Here is a 22,375-nt window from a genome sequence, read left to right on the forward strand (position 1 = left end):
AGGGTGTGAGGGTCGGCGTGGCGAGTGGGCGGCGCTGATAAGTTAACGGCATGACGAGTTCGCCCAGCCTGCTTTTCAACCCGGCCACCTACGACCCGCAGCACTTCGACGCCGAGACGCGGCGGCTGTTGAAGGCCACCATCGAGTGGTTCGAGTCCAAGGGCAAGGCGCAGCTGCTGGTCGAGGATCGCGACGCGGTGTGGACCTCGGAGTTCCTCGAGTTCGTCGGCAAGGAGAAGCTGTTCGCGACCTTCCTGACCCCGGCCGCCTACGCCGACGGCGACCCGAACAAGCGCTGGGACGCGGCACGCAACGCGGCGCTGGCGGAGATCTTCGGGTTCTACGGACTGGCGTACTGGTACGCCGAGCAGGTCACCATCCTCGGCCTCGGCCCGATCTGGCAGAGCGATAACGAGGTCGCCAAGCGCAAGGCCGCCGCCGATCTCGACGACGGTCAGGTGATGGCGTTCGCGCTGTCCGAGCGCGACCACGGCGCCGACATCTACAACACCGACCTGATCCTCACCCCGAGCGAGCCGGGCAGCGCCGACGCCGAGGCGGGCATCCTGTTCCGGGCGAGCGGCGAGAAGTACTACATCGGCAACGGCAACGTCGCCTCGATGGTGTCGGTGTTCTCGCGCCGCGCCGACGTCGAGGGTCCGGCGGGCTACATCTGGTTCGCCGCCGACAGCCGCCACGACGACTACCACCTGATCGAGAGCGTCATCCACGGTCAGATGTATGTCAGCCACTTCCGGCTGGAGAACTACCCGGTGACCGCCGCCGACCTGCTGCACGAGGGGCCGGAGGCCTTCTCGGCCGCGCTCAACACCGTCAACGTCGGCAAGTTCAACCTCTGCCACGGCGGCATCGGCATGGTCGAGCACTCGTTCTTCGAGGCCATCACCCACGCCAACAACCGCATCCTCTACGGCAACCCCGTCACCGACTTCGCCCATGTGCGCGGCAATTTCGTCGACGCCTACGCGCGGTTGATCGCGATGAAGCTGTTCAGCGACCGCGCCGTCGACTACTTCCGCAGCGCCTCGCTCGAGGACCGCCGCTACCTGCTGTTCAACCCGATGACCAAGTCCAAGGTCACCTCCGAGGCCGAGGTCGCGATGACCCTGCTGCTGGATGTGCTGGCGGCCAAGGGATTCGAGAAGGCCACCTACTTCGCGCAGGCCTCGCGCTACATCAACCACCTGCCGCGCCTCGAGGGCACCGTGCACGTGAACGTGGGGCAGATCCTGAAGTTCATGCCGAACTACCTGCTCAACCCGAAGGAATACCCGGCGATCGGCACCGACCTCGCCCCCGGCGACCAGCCGTTCTTCTGGCAGCAGGGTCCGGCGCGCGGCGCAGGCAAGGTGCAGTTCGCCGACTGGACCCCCGCCTATGAGCAGGCATCCGCGGTCCCGAATGTCGGTAGGTTCTACGAGCAGGCCCAAGCGCTGCGCAGCCTGCTGCTCACCGCGGCACCCGATGCGGACCAGCAGAAGGACCTGGACTTCATGCTGACCATCGGCCACCTGTTCTCCACGGTGGTCTACGGGCAGCTGATTCTCGAGCAGGCCGAGCTCACCGGGCTCGACCGCGATGTGCTCGATCAGATCTTCGACTTCCAGATCCGCGACTTCAACACCCAGGCGGCGGCGCTGCTCGGCAAGCCGTCGGTCACCGAGGCTCAGCGTGCCTGGGCGATCGGGGCCCTGCGCAGCCCGGTTGCCGACGCCGAGCGTTTCGGCCGGGTGTGGCAGCAGGTCGAGGCCTACGACGGCGCGTACGCGATGCGCCCGTAGTCGGGACCTCGGTTGCGGGCAGATCGCCGATCTGCCCGCAACCGCCGACTCGGTTCGCTACGCCCGTCCCGGGAAGGTGACGGTGACCGGGACCGATCCCAGAATCGTCTGCCAGCGAGCGCGGCGAACGGCGGCCTCGGTGAGGGCTTCCGTCGCGGTGGCGCGCACCACTTCGTCGGTCGCGTTCTCCACGACCGCGTACCACGCTGCCGCGCAATCGGTTTCGACGCTCACCGCGAGATGCGCCGCGGGGATCGGGTCGTCGACCGGGGCGGGTGGGGTGTAGGCGGCGCGGGGAGCGTCGGGTGCCGTGCCCTCCGCTTCGAGCAGTTCGACCGTGCTGTCGCGACGTGCTCGATGCGCGGCGCTGAACTCGGCGACCAGCCGGGACCGGTCGGCATTGGCGTACGCGGCGATCAGGCCGTAGGAGTAGACGGCCGCGTACTCGGCATCGAGTGCGCTCTGCAATGCCGTTCGCTGTTCGGTCATGTCAGCAGGACTCCTGCCTGGGTGGCGCAGGCCGCGCTGATCGACGCGAGAAGACCTGCGCGATAGCCGGTTTCGGTGCGGGCCAGGGCGGCGGCGGACTGTTGGGACCGGACCAGCTGATCACGCACTTGCGCGAGGGTGGCCGGCTGCGCGGACGCGGTCTCGACCTCCGAGGCCGAAACCGGCGATCCGCCGGGGCCGGGCACGGTCACGGCGCCCGTGCGATGAACGGGCGTGGTGCCGTCGCCGTACACGCCGATCACCCGGTCGATTTCGGTGCGGAGCGCGTCGGCGTGCGCGGTGCGCTCGGTGGCGATCGTGCTCAGCGCGGCATTCGACTGGGGTGCCAGCGCGATCGCCGCGGTCGCGGCCGCGGCATCGGCGCGAGCCAGAACTTCTTGCGCGGCAAGAGGATCCGGCGCGTGGACGGTATCGTCCTCGGTGCAGGCGGCCAGCGTGGCCACCACGGGGAGGCCGATCGCGCTCGCGCCGACGAGTCGGAGCACGGTGCGGCGGCGCCAGGCAGGCCGGGTGTCGACCCGTCCGGTCGCCGACGGTGAAAGCTGCTGCACCGGTGTGGGATGCGGCACTACGGCGGGCGGCGGCGACGCGGTCGCGCCGGTGGGAGCCGGCGTCGGCCCGGCGAGGTGCGCGTCGGCGGGCTCGACCCGTAACCGAGAGGGTTCGTGCCGGTCGGAACGCATGCCGGAAGGTCGCCCGGCTCTCGGCGGGACGGAATGGCGGTGGGGCACGTTGACCATCGTGCCAGATCTCACGCGGGCGGCACGCATGCGTGCTGACAGGCCGCGGGCACGCCGAGTCGGACCGGTGCGTGGCGCTCAGCGCCTGGTCCTTTACACTCTCTGAGCGCGTTACGCTAGACCTTCGGCGTAGATATTTCCGATCGCGTCACAACTGAACCAGGAGCCGCCCATATGCCGATGCCCACCGAGGAAAGGGTGAGCCAGCTAGTCGCTGAGCTCGTCGCACGCCGGGGATTCGACCTCGAGGGCGTCGCGATCGCCGCCGCGGGCAATGGCGAGCTGGCTCCGGTTCGAGTGAAGGTCACCGTCGACAGCGACGGCCCCGCCGACCTGGACGCCATCGCCGCGCTCAGCCGCGAGATGTCCGAACTTCTCGATGCCGCAGGCGATTTCGGCGAAGCCGCCTATCTGCTCGAAGTGACGACTCCCGGCGTGGAGCGCCCGCTCACCACCGAACGGCATTGGCGGCGCGCACAGGGCCGCAAGGTCCGCGTGAAGCTGGCCGACGGCGCCGAGCGGATCGAGGGCAAGGCTCGTTTCGACGCGCGCGTCGGCCAGTTCACCGACGACGCCACCGCCATCGCGCTCGTCATCGGCGGCAAGGTGAAGCCGCACCGCGTACACGTTCCGGTCGTCGATATCGCCGAGGCTGTCGTCCAGGTCGAGTTCAACGCACCGGGCGCCGCCGAACTCGAGCTCGCGGGCGGTATCGCACCGGGCCGCCCGGTACCGGGCGAAGAACCCGCCGACCTCGCCGCACCAGGACAACACAGTGACACTCCCACCGAAGGGGTTGCGGAATGAATATTGAAATCGAAGCCTTGCGGGCGATCGTCGCCGACAAAGGTATCTCGATCGAGACCGTGATCTCGGCGATCGAGTCGGCACTGCTCACCGCCTACCGGCACACCGACGGCCACGAGGCCAACGCGCGCATCGACATCAACCAGAAGACCGGTGTGGTGCGGGTGATGGCGCGTGAGCTCGACGCCGACGGCAACCTCGTCTCCGAATGGGACGACACCCCGGAGGGTTTCGGCCGCATCGCCGCGACCACCGCCCGCCAGGTGGTGCTGCAGCGGCTGCGTGACGCCGAGAACGAGAAGTCCTTCGGCGACTTCGCCACCCACGAGGGTGAGATCGTCGGCGGTGTGGTCCAGCGCGACGCCAGGGCCAACGCCCGCGGCATCGTGGTGGTTCGCATCGGCAGCGAGGCCAACGGCGCCGAGGGGCTGATCCCGCCCGCCGAACAGGTGCCGGGGGAGACCTATGAGCACGGCGATCGCATCAAGTGCTACGTCTACGGCGTCTCGCGTGGCCCGCGTGGCCCGCAGATCCAGCTCTCGCGCACCCACCCGAACCTGGTGCGGCGGCTGTTCTCGCTCGAGGTGCCCGAGATCGCCGACGGCTCCGTCGAGATCGTCGCGGTGGCGCGCGAGTCGGGACACCGGTCCAAGATCGCCGTGCAGTCCACCGTGCCGGGCGTGAACGCCAAGGGCGCGTGCATCGGCCCGATGGGTCAGCGCGTGCGCAACGTGATGAGTGAACTGGCGGGCGAGAAGATCGATATCATCGACTACGCCGAGGATCCGGCGACGTTCGTCGGCAATGCGCTCTCGCCGTCGAAGGTGGTTTCGGTCACCGTCGTCGATCCCGACGCCAGGGCGGCACGCGTGATCGTGCCGGACTTCCAGCTCTCCCTCGCCATCGGCAAGGAGGGCCAGAATGCCCGCCTGGCTGCCCGTCTGACGGGCTGGCGCATCGATATCCGCAGCGACGCGGCTCCACAACCGGACGACTCCGCCCGGCCGGAAGCGCACCGTAGCTGATCCGAACACGTCGAATCCCGACCGGCGGATGACATGTTCGTAACTTCCGGAGGGGAGGGGTTCGTCGTTATGACCGGGTCACCGGTAGAGTGGGTACAGGACCGGCCCGCGCAATCCGTTCGCACCTGTATCGGATGCCGTCAGCGCGAGCCGTCTGCCGACCTGTTGCGGATCGTGGCGCAGCATCGGAACACCGATGTCGCGATTGTTCCCGATCCGCGGCGCAGACAGCCCGGACGGGGTGCATGGCTGCACCCCGTTTCAGTTTGTTTGCGTTCCGCAGAGCGGCGCCGAGCATTCGGCAGAGCCCTACGAGTGTCCGGAAATCTGGATATCTCAGCCCTGGAGCAGTACCTCGAGAACAGGCACGAGCACTCATGAGCACACCGTGAAGCACCAACGATGAACGTCCGTCGGAGATAACCCGAGGTCGTGCGGGCCCGCCTTACCTAGGCGGCGTCACTGCTCGGCCTCTCAGTGAGGAGAGCAGTGGCAGGCAAGGCCCGCGTGCACGAGTTGGCTAAAGAGCTCGGTGTCACAAGCAAGGAACTACTCGCGAAGCTCAAGGAGCAAGGCGAGTTCGTGAAGTCGGCGTCCTCGACGGTGGAAGCACCCGTCGCACGTCGTCTGCGCGAATCACTGGCGTCGAAGTCCGCTCCGGCGGCCGATGCCAAGTCGGCGGCCCGTCCCGGCCCGTCGTCGGCAGCAGCAGCCCGTCCGGCTGCCAAGCCCACCCCCGGTGGCCCTCGCCCCGGTCCGCGTCCGGCTCCGGCCGCTCCCGCCCCGGCAGCCGCTGCCGCGCCGGCTGCGCCGAAGCCCGAACAGGCCGCTCCGGTCGAGGCCAAGCCCGCTACTCCGGCACCCGCGAGCCCCGCTCCGGCCGCCGCGCAGTCGGCTCCGGCCACCAAGCCCGCAGGCGCCCCCGCGCCCGGCCCGCGTCCGGCTCCCGCCGCGCCGCGTCCGGCACAGGCGCCCGCCGCAGGTCAGACCCGTCCGGGTCAGGCGACGCCGGGTGCTGCCGCGCCCGGTCCGCGTCCGGCCGGTCCCGGCCCGAAGCCGGGGCCGAAGGCTCCGCGCGTCGGCAACAATCCGTTCAGCTCGGCGCCCGATCGTGAGCGTCCGGCACCGCGTCCCGCTCCGCAGGGTGGCCCGCGTCCCACTCCGGGTCAGGGCGGTCCCCGTCCGGCTCCCGGTCAGGGTGGCCCGCGTCCCGCTCCCGGTCAGGGCGGTCCCCGCCCCGGTCAGGGTGGTCAGGGTCAGCGTCCGGCCGCCGCGCAGGGCGGTGCCCCGCGTCCCGGTGGTCCCCGTCCCAACCCGGGTTCGATGCCTCCGCGTCCGAACCCCGGCGCCATGCCCGCACGCTCCGCACGTCCCGGCCCCGCGGCCGGTGGCCGTCCGGGTCGTCCGGGTGGCGCTCCCGGCGGTGGCGGCGCAGGCCGTCCCGGCGGTGGCGGCGGCGGTGGCGGTTACCGCGGTGGCGGTGGCGGTACCCCCGGCGCTCCCGGTGCCGGCGCTCCCGCGGCCGGTGGTTTCCGTGGTCGTCCCGGTGGCGGCGGCGGTCGTCCCGGTGGTCCCGGTGGCCGTGGTGGTGCCGCAGGCGCCTTCGGTCGTCCCGGTGGCGCAGTTCGCCGTGGCCGTAAGTCGAAGCGGGCGAAGCGCGCCGAGTACGAGAACATGCAGGCTCCCGCCGTCGGTGGCGTGCGTCTGCCCCGCGGCAACGGCGAGATCATCCGTCTCGCCCGTGGCGCATCGCTGTCGGACTTCGCCGAGAAGATCGACGCGAACCCCGCAGCTCTCGTGCAGGCACTGTTCAACCTCGGCGAGATGGTCACCGCGACCCAGTCGGTGAACGACGAGACCCTCGAGCTGCTCGGCGGCGAGATGAACTACGTCGTCCACGTGGTCAGCCCCGAGGACGAAGATCGCGAACTGCTGCAGTCGTTCGACCTCACCTACGGCGAAGACGCCGGCGGCGAGGACGACCTCGAGCACCGTCCGCCGGTCGTGACCGTCATGGGTCACGTCGACCACGGTAAGACCCGACTGCTCGACACGATCCGTAAGGCCAACGTCGCCGAGGGCGAGGCCGGTGGCATCACCCAGCACATCGGTGCCTACCAGGTGCTCACCAACCTCAACGAGGAAGAGCGTCTGATCACCTTCATCGACACCCCGGGTCACGAGGCGTTCACCGCCATGCGTGCTCGTGGTGCGAAGGCCACCGATATCGCGATCCTCGTGGTCGCGGCCGACGACGGCGTCATGCCGCAGACGGTGGAAGCGATCAACCACGCCCAAGCCGCTGATGTGCCGATCGTCGTCGCGATCAACAAGATCGACAAAGAGGGTGCGAACCCGGACAAGATCAAGCAGCAGCTCACCGAGTACGGCCTGGTCACCGAGGAGTACGGCGGCGACACCATGTTCGTCAACATCTCGGCCAAGCAGGGCACCAACATCGATCAGCTGCTCGAAGCCGTGCTGCTGACCGCGGATGCCTCGCTCGACCTGCGGGCCAACCCGGACATGGACGCCCAGGGTGTCGCCATCGAGGCGCACCTCGACCGCGGCCGTGGCCCCGTGGCCACCGTGCTCATCCAGCGCGGCACGCTGCACGTCGGCGACTCGATCGTGGCGGGCGACGCCTACGGCCGCGTCCGTCGCATGGTCGACGAGCACGGCGAGGACGTCCACGCGGCGACCCCGTCGCGCCCGGTCCAGGTCATCGGTTTCACCTCGGTGCCCGGCGCCGGTGACAACCTGATCGTGGTCGAGGAAGACCGCATCGCCCGGCAGATCGCCGATCGCCGCAATGCGCGTAAGCGCAACGCGCTGGCCGCTCGCAGCCGCAAGCGGATCAGCCTGGAAGATCTGGATGCCGCACTGAAGGAGACTTCGGAGCTCAACCTGATCCTCAAGGGCGACAACTCCGGTACCGTCGAGGCCCTCGAAGAGGCCCTGCTCGGTATCGAGATCGACGACGAGGTGCGTCTGCGCGTCATCGACCGCGGTGTCGGTGGCGTCACCGAGACCAACGTCAACCTGGCGTCGGCCTCGAACGCGATCATCATCGGCTTCAACGTCCGCGCGGAGGGCAAGGCCACTGAGCTGGCCAACCGCGAAGGCGTCGACATCCGGTACTACTCGGTGATCTACCAGGCGATCGACGAGATCGAGAAGGCCCTCAAGGGCATGCTCAAGCCGATCTACGAAGAGGTCGAGCTGGGCCGCGCCGAGATCCGCGCGATCTTCCGTTCGTCCAAGATCGGCAACATCGCCGGTTGCATGGTCACCTCGGGCTCGGTCAAGCGCAACGCCAAGGCGCGCCTGATCCGTGACGGTCGAGTGATCGCGGAGACGATGACCATCTCCTCGCTCAAGCGGGAGAAGGACGATGCTCCTGAGGTTCGCGAAGGTTTCGAGTGCGGTATGACCGTCACCTACAGCGACATCAAGGACGGCGACATCATCGAGGCTTACGAGCTTCGTGAAAAGCCGCGCGACTGATCAACGCAATACCGCTCGATCCACGCCGCATCCGATTCTTCGGGTGCGGCGTGGAGTCTTGCGGGAACCCCATCTACCAGGAGGTGAGCACCGCTGTTCATCGGTGCGCTCGAATTCGATCTACTGCTCGGTGACGTGCATTCGCTCAAGGAGAAGCGGTCGGTGATCCGGCCGATCCTCGCCGAGCTGGGAAAGCGCTTCGGCGTGAATGCCGCCGAAGCCGGAGATCAGGACCTGCACCGCCGGGCACTGCTCGGGGTTGCCATGGTCAGTGCGGAAACGGGACACCTGAACGAGGTGCTCGACAAGTGTGAGCGGCACGTTGCCGCGCGTCCGGAGATAGAGTTGCTGGCAGTACGCCGCCGGATCTTCGGACCCGAAGACTAGGGAGGTTCAGCCATGGTTGATCAAGCCAGGGCACGCCGGCTCGCCAAGCGGATTTCCGCGATCGTGGCCACCGCGATCGAATACGAGATCAAGGATCCGCGGCTGCGGTTCGTCACCGTCACCGATGCCAAGGTGTCCGGGGATCTGCGCGAGGCGAACGTCTATTACACGGTGATGGGCGAGACCATCGACGCCGAACCCGACTACGCCGAGGCCGCCGCCGGGCTCGACGCGGCCAAGGGTGTGTTGCGGTCCAAGGTGGGCGCGGGTACCGGAGTGAAGTTCACCCCGATCCTGTCTTTCACTCTCGATAAGGTGCCCGAGGTGGCCCGCGAGATGGAAGAGTTGCTCGCGAGAGCTCGCGCCATCGACGACGAGGTGGCCAAGGTCGCCGCCAACGCCAAGCATGCGGGCGAGGCCGACCCGTACAAGGCCGATCGCGACGACGAAGACGAGTAGGCAGGCATGTCCGGTCAGCGCCCGCAGGCGGTAGCCCGAGTGACCACGCAGGGTACGTCATCCTGCCCGGTGGCCACCGCCTTGTCGGGCCGCCGACCGGTGCCCGTCGTGGACGCCGGATGACCAGCGTCCGCGACGGGACCGAACTGGGCACTGCCGTCGCCGCCTTGGCGGCGGCGCGCTCGGTGACGATCCTGTGCCACGTGCAGCCCGATGCCGACACCGTGGGGAGCGGGCTGGCGCTGGCGCTGGCCCTGCACCGGCGCGAGGTACCGGTGTGTGTGTCCTTCGCCGAGCCCGCTGAGCTGCCCGCTTCGTTGCGCACGCTGCCCGGCGTGCAGCTGGTCGTGCCGCCCGCGCAGGTGCCGGCCGAGGTGGACCTGTTGATCGTCGTCGACTGCGGCGCGCGCAGCCGTCTCGGCGCTCTCGCCGACCGATTACCCGGTGCGACCATGACATTGGTGATCGATCATCACCGGGCCAACGACGGCTTCGGCACCGTCGACCTGATCGACGAATCCGCGGCCTCGACCACCGAATTGGTGACCCGGCTCCTCGATGCGTGGGGCGTGGAGATCGACGCCCCCATCGCGCACTGCCTGTTCGCGGGCCTGGTCACCGATACCGGCTCGTTCCGCTGGGCCCGGTCCGGCAGCCACGCGATGGCCGAGCGCCTGCTCGCCACCGGCATCGACGGCACCGAGATCACCCGTGTCCTGCTCGACACCCACCCCTACGCCTGGCTCCCGATGTTGTCGAAGGTGCTGTCCACCGCCGTGGTCGTGCCCGCCGCCGCCGGTGTCGGCCTGGTCTACGCGCTCGTGCGCGCCGCCGATACCCATGACGTGGGGCCCGAAGAGGTCGAGAGCGTCATCGACGTCATCCGGACCACTGCCGAAGCGGGCATCGCCGCCGTCTTCAAGGAAGCCCGCGGCCAGAACGACCGCTGGACGGTTTCCCTGCGCTCCCGCGACTCTGCCCCAGGCCGCACCGACGGCGTCGATGTCGCCGCGGTCGCCGGCGTTTTCGGCGGCGGCGGCCACCGCTTCGCCGCCGGCTACACCACCTACGGCAACGCCGAGGATGTCGTGCGCGCCCTGATCGCCGCACTGGGCTGACCTAGGTCGCGGCGACGGCCTTCTCGCGGCGCAGGCGCAGGGCCAGGGGGACGCCGAGGACGGTGGTGGTGGCGCAGAGGGTGAAGGCCAGGGCGGGCTGGTCTACGAGGAGGCCGGTCAGGCCCGCGACGACGAGACCGCCGAGATTGCCGGTCATCCAGATGAGGCCCGCGGCGGTGCCGTCCGCGGCGCCGGTGTGGCGTTCGGCCATGGCCAGCACGATCGGGAGGGCGGGGAGCAGGGTCAGGCCGATGAGCACGAAGGCCAGGAAGCCGGTGGCGAGGCCGGGGGCGAGGGCGACGAGCAGACAGGCGGCGGCGCTGGCGGTGAGACCGACCATCACGGCGGGGAGTTCGATACCGCGGCGCAGGACCGCGACCGGAATCACCGCGCAGCCGACGACACCGGCGAGGACGTTCACCAGCAGCACGATGCTGGCCGCGTCCGCGCTCACGCCGGACGGTTCCAGCAGCGCTTGGCCATAGGTCGCCAGCGCGACGAACGTGCCGAAGGGGAAGAACACGGTGACGCAGAGTCTGCGCACATACCGGTCCCCGAGGGTCGCTCGGAGCGCGACGAACGAGGTCGATGTGCTCGCGGCAGGTCCGGTGCCCGCGCGCATCAGTTCGACGGTGAGTGCGACCGCGGCCAGGGCGGCGAAGATCGTGCCGATCGCGGTGAGGGCGGTGAGCTGGCTTTGCGCGGGCAGCGCCGCGCCGAGTACGAACGCGGCGGCCATCCCGGCGAAGGTGCTCGCGGTGCCCACCGCGATACCGGTCGGCCGGTCCTTCTCGTCGAGATAATGCCCCGAGATGCCGGTGATGGCGTTGAGCACCAGCGGTTGCGCGATGGCGACGACGGTCTGACCGATGAGCACGATCGCGAAACCGCCGTCGAGCAGGCGCAGCGCCGCACCGATCGCGGTGAGAACTGCGCCGGCGATCAGGCTGGGGCGAAACCAGCGATCGAGTGCGATTCCGGCGGGCACGGCGAGCACGACATAGAGCAGCGGGAACATGTTCGCCAGCCACCCGATCGCGGACTCGGACACACCGAAGTGCTCCGCCGCCACGGTCGTCACCGGCGCGTAGGTGAGCCACACCAGCTGGGTGGCCGCGCCGACCAGGGCGAACGCCGTGATCACCCGCCATCGCTGCACAAACACCATGGTCGATCCTGAGTTGTCCGGGCGAACCAGGCGTCCGCGGTATGTCATCGTCCCACCCGAGCTGGGCAGGCGACCAGTATCGTCGCTCATCCTGCCTGCCGTCCACACTTCGTACTCGCGGTTTCGTGCTGATCGGGAGGTGTGTCCGCGATCGGCGGGCGTGATCGGCGATGTGGGTGGCGGCGTCGGTGCGCCACCACCGCGAACATGATCATGCCCGGCGATCGGCGAGATCGCTCCGGTGGTGCTGCGCGGTGGGCGATGGTGTCGGTGGCGTGTGCCACCATCGGCAGGTCGGCTGCGCGTCCGATGAGTTCGTGGTGACCGTGGGAGGTCGGTGTGGGGTCCGCTGAACCGAGGGACGAAGCCGTGACCGGCGATGAGGTCGACCAGGTCGGGCCGCGGCGAATTCTCGGCATCGCCGTGCCCACCCTGGGTGTGTTGGTCGCCGAGCCGCTGTATCTGCTCTTCGATATCGCGGTGGTCGGCAGGCTGGGGGCGCTGGCACTGGCCGGGCTGGCCGTCGGCGCCGTGATCCTCGGGTCGGTGAGCACCCAGTTGACGTTCCTGTCCTATGGGACGACCGCGCGTGCGGCCCGTAGACACGGTGCGGGGGATCGGACAGGTGCTGTCGAGGAGGGCGTACAGGCCAGCTGGGTGGGTGTGGCGATCGGTCTGGTGATCGTCGCGGTGATCCAGTTGTTCGCGGTGCCACTGTGTTCGGTGCTCTCCGGCGGTGGGGAGATCGCCGACGAGGCGCTGATCTGGGTGCGGATCGCGCTGTTCGGCGTGCCGTTGATCCTGCTGTCGATGGCGGGCAACGGGTGGATGCGCGGTGTGCAGGATGTGCGACGACCACTGACCTATGTGGTGGTGGGTCTGGCGTTGTCGGCGGTGCTGTGTCCGGTTCTGGTGTACGGACTGCTCGGCGCACCGCGGATGGAACTGGCCGGCTCGGCGGTGGCGAACCTCGTCGGCCAATCGGTCTCCGGCGTCCTGTTCGCCTATGCCCTGCTGCGCGAACGTGTTTCGCTGCGCCCGCGCGTCGCGGTGATGCGCGCTCAACTCGTCCTCGGGCGCGACCTCATCATCCGCAGTCTGTCGTTCCAGATCTGCTTCGTCTCCGCCGCCGCGGTGGCCGCCCGTTTCGGCGCCGCGTCCGTGGCCGCCCACCAGGTGGTCCTGCAACTCTGGAATTTCCTCGCCCTGACCTTGGACTCGCTCGCCATCGCCGCCCAGACCCTGGTCGGCGCGGCTCTCGGTGCCGGTAATGCCCACGGCGCCAAGGCGATCGCGCGCCGGGTGACGGTCTGGTCCGAGATCTTCGCGCTGCTCCTTGCCGCCGTCTTCGCCGCGGGCGTGACCGCGATCCCGCTGCTGTTCACCGACGACCCCCAGGTCCTCGAACGCATCCATGTCATCTGGTGGTTCTTCGTCGCCATGATCCCGGTGGCCGGCGCGGTGTTCGCCCTCGACGGTGTCCTGCTCGGCGCGGGCGACGCCGCCTTCCTTCGCACCGCGACCCTCGTCGCCGCCCTGACCGGCTTCCTGCCGCTGATCTGGCTGTCGCTGATCTTCGACTGGGGCGTGGCGGGAATCTGGACCGGTTTGGTCGTCTTCATGTTGGCTCGACTGCTGGCCGTCATCGCCCGCGCGCGATCCGGTCGCTGGGCCAAGGTGGGCGCCGAAATCCCGCACGGCGCCGCATAGGGCTGTGGAAACCTTTGCGACGCAGCAGATTCGATTCTGGTGACGGGTACGAAGGTGCTTCTCGACAGTCGATCGCCTACCGTCGCAAGTGCGGACAGTGGGATCGACGATGGAGGCGCAATGGCCGTGCACGATGTGATTGCCCAGGCCGGCCGGGTGGCGGTGGCCGCGGCGCTGGTGCTGATCGGCGCGGTGGGCGCGGGGCCCGCGGCGCAGGCGGCGCCCGTCGCGCCGGGGCAGCTGATTGCCCACACCGCGCAGCCTGCCGGCTGGGGTGAATGGTCGCGGGCAGCCATCGTCGAATATCGCACGGAGGGTGCGACGCACGGCATCGCGAACGCGGCAGGGCTGGTGCTGCTCCCGGATTCGCCCGCCCCGGAAGGTGGTTATCCGGTGGTGGCGTGGGATCACGGGACCAGCGGGCTCGGGCCCGACTGCGGCCTCACCACCGACAAGGCGCGGCATGAACGCCCGCTGCTGCAAGCGTTCCTCGATCGCGGCTGGGCGGTGGTCGCACCGGATTACCTCGGCCTGTCGCCCGGCTCCGACACCGTGCACCCGTACCTGCACACTCGCACCGAGGCCACGGCCACGATCGACCTGGTTCGTGCCGCGCGGGCCGCGGAGCCGAGTCTGGCGCCGACGTGGGCCGTGGTCGGCGGTTCGCAGGGGGGACATGCCGCACTGGGGACCGGCAACCTCGCCGGCGACTACGCGCCCGAACTGGACTTCCGCGGCACCGTGGCACTGGCGCCGGCATCCAACTACGAGCAGATTCTGACCCAGCTCGGTCCCGAGGTCCCGAACCTCCCCGTGGTGGACCGGCTCGTCGGCCCGTTCGCGGGCATGCTCGCCGGGCTTCGCGCCACCCGTCCCGATCTGGATGTGAACGGTCTGCTCAGCGCGCGTGGCCGCGAAGTGGTCGACGCGATCGCCACCAGTTGTGTCGACGATTTCGACCGGGCCGTCGGCGGTGCGTCGATCGGCGCGCTCCTGGCGAAGCCCGTGGCCGCCGACGGCATCGGCGCGGCCCTGCGCGACTACATGGTCGTTCCCACGGTCGGTTATCGCCAACCGGTGCTGATCGCCCACGGCGCGGCCGACACGGTGGTTCCGCTGCCGCTGACTTTCGCGCTGCTCGCGCAGATGCGATCGGCGGGCACCCAGGTCGAGTTCGCGCAGTACCCGGGCGGACACGAACAGGTCGGCGTCGAATCGCGGGAACGGGTCCTGGCTTTCGTCGACGGCTTACTCGCCACCGCCTGACCCGGGAGCGGGACGGCTCAGCGGGGATAGGGGCTGAGCATGTCGATCCAGCGGATGTCCAGGTCGCGGGTCAGGTAGTCCAGGCGCGAATTCCAGAAGTCCTGCATGTGCGGCAGGGCGAGGTGGCGGTCGAGGTCGGCTTTGCTGCGCCATACCTCGTAGAAGACGAAGACCGAGGGGTCGTCGCTGTCGACGTGGAAGTGGTATTCGAGGCAGCCTTCTTCGGCGCGGGTCGGTTCGACGAACGAGAGCAGCAGCTCACGCAGGTCGTCGCGGCGTTCGGGTTTCGGGTGGGCGAACCCCACCAGCGCGTAGGTGCTCGACATGATGCTCCTTAGGTACGATGTTCTACGTACCTAAGGACGCTAGGCGGCAGTTAGGTATGACGCAAGCCGTACCTATGTGGAGGTGGTGGGTGGACCAGGAACTCGAGCTGGGAGCGGTACTCGGCGCGCTGGCCGATCCGCTGCGGCGTCGCGTGATCACCCTGCTCGCGCTGGATCCCGCCGATGGCGACCGCAGCTGCTCGTCGTTCGACCTACCGGTGACGAAGGCGACCCGCACCCACCACTTCCGGGTGCTGCGCGAGGCGGGGCTGGTCCGGCAGGTGAATTACGGCAATCGCAGCACCGTCGTCCTGCGGCGGGCCGACCTCGACGCGCGGTTTCCCGGGCTGCTCGATCTGCTGGTGGCCGAGGCAGCCGACGCGCAGGGGTGAACCCGCCGGTGCCGCGCACCCGGGGTGTGCCACTGTGGACAGGTGATTCCGAAGTTGATGGCGGTCAGCGATGTGCACGTGGGGCATCAGGGCAACAAGCCTGTGGTGGAGCAGATCGTTCCCGATTCGCCCGAGGACTGGCTGATCGTCGCCGGTGACGTGGGGGAGAAGGCCGAGGAGGTGCGGTGGGCGCTGGAGTTGCTGCGCGGCCGCTTCGCCAAGGTGATCTGGGTACCGGGCAACCACGAGCTGTGGACCACGCCGAAGGATCCGGTGCAGATGCACGGCGCCGCCCGCTACGACTATCTCGTCGCGATGTGCCGTGACCTCGATGTCGTCACCCCCGAGGACCCGTTCCCGGTGTGGACGGGTCCGGGCGCCGAGAAGTACGGCGGCCGGGTCACCCTGGCGCCGATGCTCCTGCTCTACGACTACTCGTGGCGACCGGCGGGCACGAAGACCAAGGCGGAGGGTCTGGCGCTGGCGCGAGAACGCAATGTGGTGGCGACCGACGAGTTCCTGCTGACTCCCGACCCGTACCTCACCCGCGACGCCTGGTGCCACGCCCGTGTCCAGTACACCCAGCGCCGCCTCGACGCGCTGCCCACCGACACTCCGTTGGTGATGATCAACCACTTCCCCCTGGTCCGCCAGCCCACCGACATCCTGTTCTACCCGGAGTTCTCGCTGTGGTGCGGCACCGACCTGACCGCCGACTGGCACACCAGCTACAACGTGGTCTGCTCGGTCTACGGACACCTCCACATCCCGCGCACCACCTACTACGACGGCGTCCGCTTCGAAGAGGTCTCCCTCGGCTATCCCCGCGAATGGAAACGCCGAGGCATGCCGGAACCGCTGCTCCGCCAGATCCTTCCCGACCCGGTCTACGCCGAAGGCGATCTGAACTCCTGGGGCGGCCACTTCAAGGTCACCCCGGAGATGGAAGCCGCAGCCGCCGAGATGCGCGAGAAGGCCGAGCGCAGGCGAGGCATCTGACAGCGAATTTGCACGAAAACCCCACGCCTGATTTCGTAAGAGCATCGGCAACTCACCGGGCACGAGCAAACCCGCCCACCCGGTACCGCCAGACGCCAACGCTGACCCAACCAGCGCCGAGGTCTGGCCACACGACGCGGAGAGGCGGACAAGCCAGTGCTGGAGAGGATTTTGCCGAGGAGTGTGGCTTCGGCGGAGTTGCTGGTTTTCCCGGAGGATCTCACGGCGCATCCCGCCGAGGAGCACCTCATCGCCAAGTCCGTGGAGAAGCGGCGCCGCGATTTCATCGGCGCCCGGCACTGTGCTCGCCTCGCCCTCGAACAGCTCGGTGAGCAGCCTGTCGCGATCGGCAAGGGCGAACGCGGCATGCCGCTGTTCCCGCGCGGCATCGTCGGCAGCCTCACCCATTGCGACGGCTACCGTGCCGCCGCGATGGCGCACTCGCTGCGTTTCCGCTCGGTCGGTATCGACGCCGAACCGCACGACACCCTGCCCGAGGGAGTGCTCGATTCGGTCAGTCTGCCCGCCGAACGCGAATGGCTGTCGGACACGCCCGGCGAGGGCCTGCATCTGGATCGGCTGCTGTTCTGTGCCAAGGAGGCCACCTACAAAGCCTGGTTCCCGCTCACGCTGCGGTGGCTCGGTTTCGAGGACGCGCACATCACCTTCGAGATCGACTCCCGCACAGACAATGCGGGCTCGGGCACTTTTCATACGAAGCTGCTCGTGCCCGGCCTGACGAACGACGGCGGCGCCGCTCTGACCGAGTTCGACGGCCTCTGGTTGATCGCCGACGGGCTGATCCTGACCGCGATCGCACACGGCTGATGGCCGCGCGAGTGTCGCGGGTGGGCGAGCTGGGCGGTCTCGTGATCGTCGACAAGGACAGCGGCCTCACCAGCCACGACGTGGTGGCGCGCAGCCGAAAGCTGTTGCAGACCAAGAAGGTCGGCCACGCGGGCACCCTCGACCCGATGGCCACCGGGGTGCTGGTGCTCGGGGTGGAGCGGGCCACGAAACTCCTCGGCCAGCTGCTGCTCACCACCAAGGCATACACCGCGACGATCCGCCTCGGTCAGGCCACGAACACCGACGACGCCGAGGGTGAGGTCACCGCGACCACACCCGCGCTGCACGTCACCGACGACGAGATCGCGGCCGGCGTCGCGGCCCTGACCGGTGACATCGAGCAGGTCCCCGCCACGGTGAGCGCCATCAAGGTCGACGGCGAACGGGCCTACGCGCGCGTGCGCGCCGGCGAGGAGGTACAACTGGCCGCCCGGCCGGTCACGGTGTCGCGCTTCGACATCCTGGCCCGTCGCGATGTCGCCGACGGTGAATTCGTGGATCTCGACGTCGCGGTCGAATGCACCTCCGGTACCTACATTCGCGCCCTGGCCCGCGACCTCGGCGCGGCCCTCGGTGTGGGCGGACATCTGACAGCCTTGCGCCGCACCAGGGTCGGTCCCTTCACGCTCGAACACGCCCGTACCCTCGAACAACTCGCGACCGCGGTCGAAGCCGAGCAGCCTCTGCTCAGCCTCGATATCGACGCCGCCGTCCGCACCGCCTTCCCACTCCGTGACATCGACGAATCGCAGGCCACCGACCTGCGGACCGGCCGCTGGCTCGAGCCCGTCGGCATCAAGGGCGTCTACGCCGCGATCGACCCACGGGGCCGGGCCATCGCACTCCTGGAGGAGAGCGGCAAACGCGCGGGCTCGGTGATGGTGGTGCGGCCGAGGGGAATCGGCGACTGACGAGCTCGTTGTCGTTCGATGCCCGTCTCGTGGCCGGGTGAGGCGGGCGCCCGAGCCCGAAACCGCCCCGCCGGGCAGAGGTCAGCTGCTCACGGGAAGTGCCTCGTACCGGAATTCCGGTAGCCCGGATTCCTTCGTCAGGTGCTCGGCCAGCTGTGCCGCTTCCGCGGCGAGGCCGGGTGGGTTGGTGGCGATGAACATCGAATCCGCCGCCAGGTTGCCGAGGACGTGCCAGGTGCCGGCACGCAGCGCACGGGTGCGTGGTTCGGCGCGGAGACCACCGGTGGGCGCGACTTGCGCTGTGCCGCTGTCGAGCAGGTGTGTCATCAGCGTCTCGGTGTCCTGCGGGGTGACGTAGGCGGGTGGGTTGACAGCGTTGATCACGATGTCGGCCGTCCCGGTGGATTCGCCGGTCAGGGTGAACCCGGTGTCGTCCGCCGCGATCGCAGTGAGTCCGGTGCGCAACCGCACCTGACCCGAATCCAGCAGGCGCAGCAGGATTTCCGCGTTGTGCGGGACCATCGGCGAGCTGAGGCTGCTGATCGTGCGGTAGTGATCGGTCCGCAACCTCATCCGGTCGGCGTCGGTCAGGGCAGGCCACAGGATCGGGCCCATCGTGCGGATCGCCATCGTGAGCAGGCGTCGACCCAGCAGGGTGGAGTCGACATCGGCGAGCTGGCGGCGCAGGCGAAGCACCGGGTCCTCGGCGCCGGTGGCGCGGATCTCGGCGGCGAACTCGTCGAAATCCTCACCCAGGCCGGTCAATTCGGCACGCAGGAGCGCGGCCACCGCGGTGAACTCGACCGCCCCGCCCGCCGCGAGGTCCAGTGCGGCGGCCGGGGTGAGGTGGCGCGGTGACAGTGGTCGTGGACGTTGCTGGACGAACGGCAGGATCCCGCTGCGTGACAGCAGGGTGATCGGACCTCGATGACCGTTCTCGGTCAACGCGGCCGTGATGTCGACGGCGGTCAGGCCGCTACCGATCACGGCGACCCGAGCCTCGGGATCCACCTCGGTGAGCGTGCGCGCCAGCGGATACGGCTCGTCGACATAGCCGGGGGCCCCGGTCAGTCCGTACTGGTCGCGGGGACGGCCACTGCCGACGCAGAGCACCACGCGATCCACCGGATACCTGACACCGCCCTCGGTGCGCAGTACCACCGGCTGTTGCTGCGCGACGCCGGTGACCCGGTCGTTCACCACGTCGACCCGCCATCCGTCGTGACGCAACCGGTCGATCGACGCCCGCGCCGACTGTTCCAGGTACTCGCCGTACATCGCGCGCGGCACGATCGGCTGTCCCAACCCGGGGTCGAGGAAGCGCACCGCGTCCGGTCGCGGGGCGAGCCAGTCCTGGAAATGCCCACGATCGATCGCCCGCGCGGACATCAACGCGGGCGGGGCGTTCACGCGCACCGCGGGCACATCGCGCTGATAGGCTCGCCCACGCCACAGCGCCGCGGACCCCTCGAACACGGTGATCGTGCCCGGTGCCCCGTCGGCACCCGCGAGCGCGTCGAGCAACCCGACCGCGGCCACTCCCGCACCGATGATCCCGATTCGCATGTCGACTCCTGTCCTCGGAGGGCGTTGCCGCGCACTCTCATTCGATGGCGAGCACGACGTCGTGCCCGCTCTGTGATCAGCGTGCTCGCGCCGGTGCCGCCGCGAAATCCCGCATGTGCGGGATACGGCTCACCGGGTGACGCGGGGCCGCGGCGGTGCGCGATCGACGGGCACCCCCTCGATCGCGGGATGGTCCCGAACATTGACCGCGACGACAATGGGCACATGACCGCCCCGGCTTCGCCTGCCATGACCGCCTTGCTCCGCGGGATCGACGCGGCGCCGGATGCGCACGAGCTGTTCGAGCGGACTTCCACCCGGTTGCGCCGGTCCGTGGGGTTCGACGCCGCGGTGTGGGTGGCCACCGATCCGGTCAACGGGCTGACGACCGCGCCGGTGCGGGTGGAGAACCTGCACGAAGGCGGCTGCGGGACCTACTGGGAGTCAGAGCTTTTCGCGGAGCACGTCAACCTGTTCCGCGATCTGGCCGTGGCGCAGGTGCCGGTGGCCGGTTTGCGCGCGGTGACGGGCGACCGGCCGACACTGAGCCCGCTGTATCGAAGCTTCATGCGGCCCCGCGGATTCGGTGACGAACTGCGGGCCGTGCTGCGCGTGGACGGTCAGGGTTGGGGGCAGGTGAGCTTGTTCCGGGAACGCGGCAGACAGGCCTTCGCAGCCGCCGATGTGGCGGTGCTGCACGTGTTGTCGGCCCCCATGGCCCGACGCCTGCGCGGCTTCGCCCGACCGGCGACCACGGGCTCGCGCGGCGTCCACGCACCCGGCCTGCTGCTGTTCGGCGCGGACGGCGCGCTGCTCTCGGTGAACGACGAGGCCCGCGAGCTGCTCGCGCGGATGCCGCCTGGCCCGTCCACCACGACCGGCGCCGGACTCGAATTGCCCTTGCCGGTCTGGATTCTCAGCACCGCGGGGCGTGCGCGGCTCACCGGAGACAGCGCTCGCATCCGCATTCGCACCCTGACCGGGCAGTGGCTCGTCTGCCACGCCTCGTGTCTGCGTGACGCGAACGGCGAACCGACTACGACGGCGCTGGTGATCGAACACGCGACGCCCTCGGACGTCGCGGCGCTCGTCGTCGCCGCCTATGAACTGACCCGCCGCGAACTGGAGGTCACCGAACTCATCGCGGCGGGACTGTCCACCGCCGCCATCGCCCGGCAGCTGCTCGTCTCCGCCCACACCGTGCGCGACCACGTGAAGTCCGTCTTCGACAAGACGGGTGTCACCAGCCGTGGCGAGCTCGTCGCGGCCCTGTTCACCGAATACCGGCAACCGGCGGCCGAATCGGTCACACTGCGGGTCCTCGACGGACGCGCCGGCTGAGCGGCGATCTCGCGGACCGCTGGGCCGACTCCCTGTGCGCCGCACCCACTCCGGCGAATCCGTAGAGTGGCGTAAACCGGCCGGTGGCCGGGGTGGAAGAGGGATCGTGAGATGAGTGCAGAGTCGGTCGACACGTTCACACTGTGGGATCGCGACGGTGACGGACTGGTGTCGGTGGACGATATCGCCGACGGAATTCGTTCGGCGGGAATCGAAGTCGACCGGGAGGCCGTCGAGCGGATGGTCGCCGCCGCGGATACCAACGGCGATTTTCTCGTCTCCCGTGCCGAATTCGACGCCGCCGTCGTCGCGGGGCGGATCGAGGTCACCGACGCCGATGCGGCGTTCCGGGTCTTCGACACCAACGGTGACGGCCGGATCTCGGTGGCCGAGCTGGAATCGTTGATCCGCCACGTGGGTGCGGGGCGCATCGACGAACCGGCCGCCGACCTGCTCGCGGCCGCCGATCAAGACGGCGACGGCTACCTCTCGCTGCCCGAATTCCGGGTGCTGCTGGATTTCCTGTCGCGCTGAAGGTGCCGCCTTCCCCGGTCGGCGGCCGCACCGGTAGTCAGGGGTACTGGACGGCGGATAACACCCTGCTCGGAACGGGCGATAGCGAGGATGTATGGCTTTCGCGTCGGAGGGGTAGACCATGGCTGCGATCAGGAAGATCTGGATCGGTGCCGTCGCCGGGGTGACGATGGTGCTCGCGGGCTGTGGCGGCGTCGATCCGCAGGCACCGGGATCGAGCTCGGCGCGTCCGACCACCACTCGCACTGCGCCGATCTCGGTCGCCACGCCCAGCCCCGCTCCCGCAGTCACGCCCGCCGGTCGCCCTGGCGCGGGCTCCTCGAATTCCGTGGGTGCCTCCACTGCCCCGGCGAAGACCGCGAGACCGCCCGAACTCGCGACCGGCACCGTGGTGCTGCGCACCGTGACACTGTCCGGGATCCCCGTTCCTGGTGTGCCGGTGTACCTGTCGCTGCAGCAGCCGTGTGATCCGGCGAGCAACGACATCCCCGTCGGCGAGACGGTGGAAACGCTGCGCCGCGACGGTGTCACCGACGAGCAGGGCCGGGCGGCCTTCGCCACCGAAATCGGTTGCTACCGCTTCGGGATGACCGCGCCCGCCGGGACGAACCCGGTCCCCGAGGGTATGCACTCGCTGTTCCTGGTCACCCCCGGCGGCACGGCCACCGGTCAGCTGCGCTTCCAGGACACCCCACCCGAACCCGCCCCGGCCTGCGCCGAATCCACCATCGAAACCGAACTCGGTGTCGATCCGGGACCCGTCGCCACCATCGCCGACTGCGACGGGCAGTGGGGTGTCATCCGCTGGGAGACACCCGGCGACAACCAGCGCGTCATCACCCGCACGTCGGGAACCTGGTCCACCTATGTCCGGTTCCCCCACGACATCTGTTGGTCCAGCGCCGTCGCCGATGGCGTTCCGGACCGCCTCCGTACCTACTTCAACTGCTGATCCAGG

At 69.2% G+C, this 22,375-nt stretch carries 22 protein-coding genes; 17 read left to right on the top strand and 5 right to left on the bottom strand.

Features of this window, described 5'->3' with window-relative positions:
- Positions 1 to 50 precede the first annotated feature (50 nt).
- Positions 51 to 1,802, top strand: coding sequence for an acyl-CoA dehydrogenase family protein (locus tag ACFQ9R_RS19930; RefSeq protein WP_378992331.1), 1,752 nt, complete (start codon positions 51 to 53; stop codon positions 1,800 to 1,802).
- 57 nt (positions 1,803 to 1,859) lie between these two features.
- On the opposite strand, the gene ACFQ9R_RS19935 is transcribed toward ACFQ9R_RS19930, so the two are convergent.
- Positions 1,860 to 2,291, bottom strand: coding sequence for a ferritin-like domain-containing protein (locus ACFQ9R_RS19935; RefSeq protein ID WP_378992332.1), 432 nt, complete (start codon positions 2,289 to 2,291; stop codon positions 1,860 to 1,862).
- Positions 2,288 to 2,995, bottom strand: coding sequence for a hypothetical protein (locus ACFQ9R_RS19940; protein ID WP_378992334.1), 708 nt, complete (start codon positions 2,993 to 2,995; stop codon positions 2,288 to 2,290). The genes ACFQ9R_RS19935 and ACFQ9R_RS19940 overlap by 4 nt, the downstream gene beginning before the upstream one ends.
- Before the next feature lie 231 nt (positions 2,996 to 3,226).
- Here ACFQ9R_RS19940 and rimP point away from each other — a divergent pair, with 231 nt between their 5' ends.
- The 7 genes from rimP to ACFQ9R_RS19975 all read left to right on the top strand — a co-directional run bounded on the left by rimP (position 3,227) and on the right by ACFQ9R_RS19975 (position 10,355).
- Entirely contained in the window at positions 3,227 to 3,859 is a 633-nt protein-coding gene (gene rimP, locus ACFQ9R_RS19945) for a ribosome maturation factor RimP (RefSeq protein ID WP_378992335.1), read from the top strand.
- On the top strand, positions 3,856 to 4,884 hold the full coding sequence (nusA, locus tag ACFQ9R_RS19950) for a transcription termination factor NusA (protein ID WP_378626517.1): 1,029 nt from the start codon (positions 3,856 to 3,858) through the stop codon (positions 4,882 to 4,884). The genes rimP and nusA overlap by 4 nt, the downstream gene beginning before the upstream one ends.
- Before the next feature lie 69 nt (positions 4,885 to 4,953).
- Positions 4,954 to 5,265 carry a YlxR family protein gene (locus ACFQ9R_RS19955; RefSeq protein ID WP_101468594.1) on the top strand — a complete coding sequence of 104 codons (312 nt, stop codon included), beginning with the start codon at positions 4,954 to 4,956 and terminating at the stop codon, positions 5,263 to 5,265.
- Between the two features lie 108 nt (positions 5,266 to 5,373).
- Positions 5,374 to 8,391, top strand: a complete 3,018-nt coding sequence (gene infB / locus ACFQ9R_RS19960; RefSeq protein ID WP_378992336.1) for a translation initiation factor IF-2 — start codon at positions 5,374 to 5,376, stop codon at positions 8,389 to 8,391.
- Positions 8,392 to 8,484: 93 nt separating this feature from the next.
- Positions 8,485 to 8,778, top strand: coding sequence for a DUF503 domain-containing protein (locus ACFQ9R_RS19965; RefSeq protein ID WP_378628258.1), 294 nt, complete (start codon positions 8,485 to 8,487; stop codon positions 8,776 to 8,778).
- A gap of 12 nt (positions 8,779 to 8,790) precedes the next feature.
- Entirely contained in the window at positions 8,791 to 9,237 is a 447-nt protein-coding gene (gene rbfA, locus ACFQ9R_RS19970) for a 30S ribosome-binding factor RbfA (protein ID WP_378626520.1), read from the top strand.
- Between the two features lie 119 nt (positions 9,238 to 9,356).
- A complete protein-coding gene (locus tag ACFQ9R_RS19975; protein WP_378992337.1) occupies positions 9,357 to 10,355 on the top strand; it encodes a bifunctional oligoribonuclease/PAP phosphatase NrnA in 999 nt (332 codons plus the stop codon).
- A 1-nt stretch (position 10,356) separates the two neighbouring features.
- Here ACFQ9R_RS19975 and ACFQ9R_RS19980 read toward each other — a convergent pair whose 3' ends face one another.
- Positions 10,357 to 11,523: an MFS transporter gene (locus ACFQ9R_RS19980; RefSeq protein ID WP_378992339.1), complete on the bottom strand. Its 1,167-nt coding sequence runs from the start codon at positions 11,521 to 11,523 to the stop codon at positions 10,357 to 10,359.
- Between the two features lie 369 nt (positions 11,524 to 11,892).
- Between ACFQ9R_RS19980 and ACFQ9R_RS19985 the strand changes: the two genes are divergently transcribed.
- Both ACFQ9R_RS19985 and ACFQ9R_RS19990 read left to right on the top strand, forming a co-directional pair.
- Positions 11,893 to 13,233 carry an MATE family efflux transporter gene (locus ACFQ9R_RS19985; protein ID WP_378992340.1) on the top strand — a complete coding sequence of 447 codons (1,341 nt, stop codon included), beginning with the start codon at positions 11,893 to 11,895 and terminating at the stop codon, positions 13,231 to 13,233.
- A 120-nt stretch (positions 13,234 to 13,353) separates the two neighbouring features.
- The gene (locus tag ACFQ9R_RS19990; protein WP_378992341.1) at positions 13,354 to 14,499 is read left to right on the top strand and encodes a lipase family protein; all 1,146 of its coding nucleotides are present in this window, start codon (positions 13,354 to 13,356) and stop codon (positions 14,497 to 14,499) included.
- A gap of 17 nt (positions 14,500 to 14,516) precedes the next feature.
- On the opposite strand, the gene ACFQ9R_RS19995 is transcribed toward ACFQ9R_RS19990, so the two are convergent.
- On the bottom strand, positions 14,517 to 14,825 hold the full coding sequence (locus ACFQ9R_RS19995; RefSeq protein ID WP_378992342.1) for a putative quinol monooxygenase: 309 nt from the start codon (positions 14,823 to 14,825) through the stop codon (positions 14,517 to 14,519).
- Positions 14,826 to 14,914: 89 nt separating this feature from the next.
- Between ACFQ9R_RS19995 and ACFQ9R_RS20000 the strand changes: the two genes are divergently transcribed.
- The 4 genes from ACFQ9R_RS20000 to truB all read left to right on the top strand — a co-directional run bounded on the left by ACFQ9R_RS20000 (position 14,915) and on the right by truB (position 17,976).
- The gene (locus ACFQ9R_RS20000) at positions 14,915 to 15,217 is read left to right on the top strand and encodes an ArsR/SmtB family transcription factor (RefSeq protein WP_378626527.1); all 303 of its coding nucleotides are present in this window, start codon (positions 14,915 to 14,917) and stop codon (positions 15,215 to 15,217) included.
- Between the two features lie 42 nt (positions 15,218 to 15,259).
- On the top strand, positions 15,260 to 16,216 hold the full coding sequence (locus ACFQ9R_RS20005; RefSeq protein ID WP_378992344.1) for a metallophosphoesterase family protein: 957 nt from the start codon (positions 15,260 to 15,262) through the stop codon (positions 16,214 to 16,216).
- A 156-nt stretch (positions 16,217 to 16,372) separates the two neighbouring features.
- Complete coding sequence (npt, locus tag ACFQ9R_RS20010; RefSeq protein ID WP_378992346.1) at positions 16,373 to 17,044, top strand: 4'-phosphopantetheinyl transferase Npt; 672 nt, start codon at positions 16,373 to 16,375, stop codon at positions 17,042 to 17,044.
- Positions 17,044 to 17,976 carry a tRNA pseudouridine(55) synthase TruB gene (gene truB / locus ACFQ9R_RS20015; protein WP_378992348.1) on the top strand — a complete coding sequence of 311 codons (933 nt, stop codon included), beginning with the start codon at positions 17,044 to 17,046 and terminating at the stop codon, positions 17,974 to 17,976. The genes npt and truB overlap by 1 nt, the downstream gene beginning before the upstream one ends.
- 81 nt (positions 17,977 to 18,057) lie before the next feature.
- Here truB and ACFQ9R_RS20020 read toward each other — a convergent pair whose 3' ends face one another.
- A complete protein-coding gene (locus ACFQ9R_RS20020; protein ID WP_378992350.1) occupies positions 18,058 to 19,542 on the bottom strand; it encodes an FAD/NAD(P)-binding protein in 1,485 nt (494 codons plus the stop codon).
- 225 nt (positions 19,543 to 19,767) lie between these two features.
- Here ACFQ9R_RS20020 and ACFQ9R_RS20025 point away from each other — a divergent pair, with 225 nt between their 5' ends.
- From ACFQ9R_RS20025 to ACFQ9R_RS20035, 3 genes are all read left to right on the top strand, one after another.
- Positions 19,768 to 20,883, top strand: coding sequence for a LuxR C-terminal-related transcriptional regulator (locus ACFQ9R_RS20025; RefSeq protein ID WP_378992351.1), 1,116 nt, complete (start codon positions 19,768 to 19,770; stop codon positions 20,881 to 20,883).
- Positions 20,884 to 20,994: 111 nt separating this feature from the next.
- Positions 20,995 to 21,417, top strand: a complete 423-nt coding sequence (locus tag ACFQ9R_RS20030) for an EF-hand domain-containing protein (RefSeq protein ID WP_378992353.1) — start codon at positions 20,995 to 20,997, stop codon at positions 21,415 to 21,417.
- Between the two features lie 121 nt (positions 21,418 to 21,538).
- Positions 21,539 to 22,369: a hypothetical protein gene (locus ACFQ9R_RS20035; RefSeq protein WP_378992355.1), complete on the top strand. Its 831-nt coding sequence runs from the start codon at positions 21,539 to 21,541 to the stop codon at positions 22,367 to 22,369.
- The last annotated feature ends 6 nt before the right edge of the window (positions 22,370 to 22,375 follow it).

Source organism: Nocardia sp. NPDC056541 (assembly GCF_042794235.1).
In the GTDB taxonomy this organism is placed as follows: domain Bacteria; phylum Actinomycetota; class Actinomycetes; order Mycobacteriales; family Mycobacteriaceae; genus Nocardia.